Genomic DNA, 4,657 nt, shown 5'->3' on the forward strand with positions numbered 1-4,657 from the left:
CTGCCGTACAGCGGGAGGCCGCCGCTGCTCGATACGGACCCACTCCCGCCGCCACCGGTCTCACATGCGACGCCGTCGCCGTCACGGTCCAGCTTCGAGCTGTAGCCGGGTTGGCCCGCGTAGAGGGGAGCGGCGCCGGCGGCGCGGGCCGCAGCGCAATTCGGATAGGCACCGGCGATGGGGGCCGTGGTGAGGCCGGCCGTTGCTGCGGCACATGCCACGGCGGCGATGAGAATGCGCATACCTGGGGATCCGATCGTCGAATTGACAGTGACGCAAATTGCGGATCAGAGCATGATGCGCCCTGATTTCGGAGATCGGCAGAAAAATCGCGAAACTCGGGAATTGAATCGGACCACGGTCCGGTTAATCTGTGGTGAAGGTGCCGGACCGACCGGCTCACGAACCAAGGAGACACCATGACCGTCGCAGTAGCCACCGACCTGACCGCGGGCACCTGGGCCATCGACCGTGTGCATTCATCGATCAACTTTTCGGTCCGCCACCTCATGGTGAGCAAGGTGCGAGGCAGCTTCGATTCGTTCAGCGGCGCGATCACCGTCGCCGAAGACGGCACCCCTTCGGTCAGTGCCACCATCGACGTCAACTCCATCAACACCGGCAACGAGCAGCGCGACGCCCATGTGCGCTCCGCTGACTTCTTCGACGCCGAGAACCATCCGACCGCCACCTTCGTCTCGACCGGTGTGCGCCCCGACGGCGACGACTACATCGTCGACGGCGACTTCACCCTCAAGGGCGTGACCAAGCCGGTGTCGCTCAAGCTCGAGTACAACGGGGTGAACCCGGGCATGGGCCAGGGCGCTGTGGCCGGCTTCGAGGCTTCGGTTGTACTGAACCGCAAGGACTTCGGCATCGACATCGACATGCCGCTGGAGACCGGTGGCACCGTCGTCGGCGACAAGGTCACCATCACCCTGGAGATCGAGGCGCTCAAGCAGGCCTGACCCGCACGCTGTCACGCTGGAGTGGCGCCCAGCCTCCAGCGCCACTCCAGCGTGACATCACCGCGGCGACCCAACTCCCAGCCTGCGGGGGGCCCACGCGAGTGTGTAACGGCGCCCGATTGGGAACCCTGAGGCATGGCCGAGCTATCGCGACATGACTTAGCCGTGCGTATGGCCGAACTCGCGCGGGCCGTCGCGAGTCCGCGCAGCGTCAACGACATACTGTCCGACGTCACGGCGACGGTCACCGAACTCGTCCCCGGCGCGGACACCGCCGGAGTGCTGCTCATCGGCGATGGCGGCAAGTTCGAATCGCTGGCAGGAACCAGCAGCCTGCCGCACGAGCTCGACGAGCTGCAGATGACCTTGCAGGAGGGACCCTGCATGCAGGCCGCGCTCGAAGACGTCGTGGTACGCACGGACGATTTCCGCGAGGAATCGCGGTGGCCCAGCTACTCGAAAGTCGCGGTCGACATGGGCGTCCTGAGCGGACTGTCCTTCAAGCTCTACACCGACGACCGCACGGCAGGCGCGTTGAACCTGTTCGGTTTCCGGCCCAAGGTGTGGGATGCGGAATCAGAGACGATCGGCACGGTGCTGGCCGCACACGCCGCTGCGGCGCTGCTGGCCGGCCGGCACAGCGAACAACTGACATCCGCGCTGTCGACGCGGGACCGCATCGGCCAGGCCAAGGGCATCATCATGGAGCGCTACCAGATCGACGACGTGCAAGCCTTCGAGTTGCTCAGACGCTTGTCGCAGGACAGCAATACGAAGCTGATCGACGTCGCCCAACAGGTCATCGAGACCCGCGGTTAGCGCCTGCGGGCCGACCTAAAGCCGGGCGGCCAGTTCCGTGCCCTGCCGGATCGCGCGTTTGGCGTCGAGCTCAGCCGCCAGGGCGGCCCCGCCGATGACGTGTGGCTCCACTCCCGCCCGGCGCAGCGCATCCTCCAGATCGCGCACCGATTCCTGCCCCGCGCAGATCACCACGTTGTCGACCGGCAACACCTGTCGATCGCGGTGATCGGAGCCGAAGCTGATGTGTAAACCCTCATCGTCGATGCGCTCGTAGTTGACGCCGGAAAGCTGGTGTACCCCTTTGGCTTTCAACGACGCGCGATGTACCCAGCCGCTGGTCTTGCCGAGCTTGCGGCCCTGCGGCCCCTTGGTGCGCTGCAGCAGGTACACCTCGCGCACGGCCGGCGCGGGCAGGGGAGTGGTGAGAGCGCCGCGCGCTTCCTGCGGGTCGGCCGCGCCCCACTCGGCCTTCCATTCCTTGAGGTTCAGCGTCGGCGACTGGTCGGTGGTGAGGAACTCGCTGACGTCGAAACCGATTCCGCCGGCGCCGATCACCGCCACCGATTTGCCCACCGGCGCACCGGTGATGGCCTGGGCGTAGGTGAGCACTTTCGGGTGATCGATACCGGGGATGGCGGGCAGGCGCGGGGTGACCCCGCTGGCCAGCACCACGTCGTCGAAGCCGGCCAGGTCGTCCACGCCGGCCCGCACGCCCAACCGCACGTCGACCTCGAGCCGCTCCAGCATGGTGGTGTAGTAACGGATCGTCTGGTTGAACTCTTCTTTGCCGGGAATCCTTCTGGCCAAATCGAATTGGCCACCGATTGCCGAACCCGCCTCGAACAGCGTGACCCGGTGCCCGCGCTCGGCGGCGCTGACCGCGGCGGACAACCCGGCCGGGCCGGCTCCCACCACGGCGCGGTTGGCCGAACACAGTCTCGACGAGCTGCTCAACCGGCCGCACAACCGGCTGGGCGCCACGGCCGAGGCGCAGCGGCTGCTCGGCCGGGCCCGCAGCGAGCTGGAGTTCCTGCAGCCGGGTGCGCTGCTGGAATCCCTCGATGCCCGGCTGGCCGGGCTGCAGAAAACCTGCCGCGATGTCGGAGAAGCATTGGCGCTGCAGTACTTCCACTCCGCGCCCTGGGTGGCCTGGACCGATGCCGGGCACGGGGATGTGGTCGTGATCGAGGAAGGCGAGGTCTAGTCGATGAGCGCTCGCGCGAAGAGGAGATCGTGATGTGGCGACTGCGGGTGGTGCACTCCACGGGTTATGCCTACAAGTCGGCGGTGACCGCGTCCTTCAACGAGGCCCGGCTGACCCCGCGTTCCGATTCGCGTCAGAACGTGATCCTCAACCGGGTCGAGACCATTCCGGCCACCAGGTCCTATCGGTACGTCGACTACTGGGGCACGGCGGTGACAGCTTTCGACCTGCATGCCCCGCACACCGAGTTGGAGGTCTCGGGTTCCTCGGTGGTCGAGACCGACGTCGCCGAGAAGCCCGAGGAGTTGGCCGGCTGGGATGACCTGGCCTCGGAGGCAGTGTTCGACCGGTTCGATGAGGTGCTGAGCCCGACGCATTACACCCCGCGCAGCAAGCGCATCGAGCGCGTGGGCCGCCGGATCGCCAAGGACCACACTCCGTTCGAGGCGGTGATGGCCGTGGCGCAGTGGGTCCGCAGCGAGCTCGACTACGTGCCGGGCACCACCGGGGTGCACTCCTCGGGCCTGGACGCGTTGCGTGAGGGCAAGGGGGTGTGCCAGGACTTCGCGCATCTCTCGCTGATCACTTTGCGCTCCATGGGTATTCCGGCCCGGTACGTGTCGGGGTATCTGCATCCGAATCGCGAGGCGGTCGTGGGGGACACCATCGATGGTCAGAGCCACGCCTGGATCCAGGCGTGGACGGGTGGCTGGTGGCACTACGACCCGACCAACGACACCGAGATCAACGAGCAGTACGTCAGCGTCGGGGTCGGCCGGGACTATTCGGATGTGGCCCCGCTCAAGGGAATCTACTCCGGTGAGGGCTCGACCGATCTCGACGTGGTGGTCGAGGTCACCCGGCTGGCCTGACGCACACCCCCGGATGCACCTGGACCCGGTGCAGATCATCGCCGAGTTCGATCTGGCGGTCGAATTCGGTGGCCGCCAGCGCCCGCCACTGGTCCTCGGCGCCGGGAGCGATCGCCGGGACGTAATGGGTGAGGATGAGGATCCCGACGCCGGCCCTGGCTGCGGTGGCGGCAGCCTCCTGCACTGACGAGTGGTAGTCGCAGATGTCCCGGATCCGTTGCAGTGGAAGCTGTTCGACGAGGTCCTTGCGAATCACGGTGTGCACCAGCGCTCCTGCGCCGGCGGCCAGGCCATCGAGGCTGGGACACGGCACGGTATCGCCCGCGGCCACCACCGAGGCCCCGCCGTGTTCGATGCGGAAGGCGATCGTCGGCGTCACCGGCCGGTGGTCGGTGGGGGCCACGCGGATGTGCACGCCGCCGTGGTTCCACACGTCCCCGTCGGTGTACTCGTGCACCTCGACCGGCGGCGGTGCGGTGAGGTCGGCGTGGTGGGCGATGCGGTAGCCGATGTCGTGGCCGAAGGCCCGCAGCGTCGCTTCGACCACCTCGGCGGTGCCCGGCGGTCCGATGATCGGCAGCGGTGGCGCGTCGGGAGTGAACGTGCTGACCCAACGGGTGATGATCACATCGCCGAGGTCGGCGATGTGATCACTGTGCAGGTGGGTCAGCAGCAGGGCACTGAGCTGGTTGGCGCCCAGCCCGACGGCGGCCAGGCGCTGCAGCACGCCGCGGCCGCAGTCGATCAGAAAAGTCTGGTCACCGGCCCGCGCCAGGGTCGACGGTCCGGCCCGCGCCGGGTCGGGGATCGGG

The 4,657-nt window shown here is 67.4% G+C and carries 5 protein-coding genes and 2 pseudogenes; 4 read left to right on the forward strand and 3 right to left on the reverse strand.

Annotated elements, in window-relative coordinates:
* A partial coding sequence (locus BN4332_RS27870) for an excalibur calcium-binding domain-containing protein (protein ID WP_200820446.1) occupies positions 1-242 on the reverse strand: 242 nt, incomplete at its 3' end.
* Positions 243-419: 177 nt separating this feature from the next.
* Between BN4332_RS27870 and BN4332_RS27875 the strand changes: the two genes are divergently transcribed.
* Together BN4332_RS27875 and BN4332_RS27880 are read left to right on the forward strand one after the other, a co-directional pair.
* The gene (locus tag BN4332_RS27875) at positions 420-968 is read left to right on the forward strand and encodes a YceI family protein (protein WP_066902789.1); all 549 of its coding nucleotides are present in this window, start codon (positions 420-422) and stop codon (positions 966-968) included.
* 135 nt (positions 969-1,103) lie between these two features.
* Positions 1,104-1,787 carry a GAF and ANTAR domain-containing protein gene (locus BN4332_RS27880; RefSeq protein ID WP_066902791.1) on the forward strand — a complete coding sequence of 228 codons (684 nt, stop codon included), beginning with the start codon at positions 1,104-1,106 and terminating at the stop codon, positions 1,785-1,787.
* Positions 1,788-1,802: 15 nt separating this feature from the next.
* On the opposite strand, the pseudogene BN4332_RS27885 reads toward BN4332_RS27880, so the two are convergent.
* A pseudogene (locus BN4332_RS27885) lies at positions 1,803-2,687 on the reverse strand (FAD-dependent oxidoreductase); the annotation flags it as partial.
* Position 2,688: 1 nt separating this feature from the next.
* On the opposite strand from BN4332_RS27885, the pseudogene BN4332_RS27890 reads away from it, so the two are divergent.
* Together BN4332_RS27890 and BN4332_RS27895 are read left to right on the forward strand one after the other, a co-directional pair.
* Positions 2,689-2,973, forward strand: a pseudogene (locus tag BN4332_RS27890) (alpha-E domain-containing protein); the annotation flags it as partial.
* Between the two features lie 32 nt (positions 2,974-3,005).
* Positions 3,006-3,845, forward strand: coding sequence for a transglutaminase family protein (locus BN4332_RS27895; RefSeq protein WP_066902793.1), 840 nt, complete (start codon positions 3,006-3,008; stop codon positions 3,843-3,845).
* Here BN4332_RS27895 and BN4332_RS27900 read toward each other — a convergent pair.
* On the reverse strand, positions 3,829-4,657 hold an 829-nt coding region (locus BN4332_RS27900), incomplete at its 5' end, for a ribonuclease Z (RefSeq protein ID WP_066902795.1). The two genes, BN4332_RS27895 and BN4332_RS27900, sit on opposite strands and share 17 nt — an antisense overlap.

This window comes from Mycolicibacterium houstonense, assembly GCF_900078665.2.
Taxonomy (GTDB): domain Bacteria; phylum Actinomycetota; class Actinomycetes; order Mycobacteriales; family Mycobacteriaceae; genus Mycobacterium; species Mycobacterium houstonense.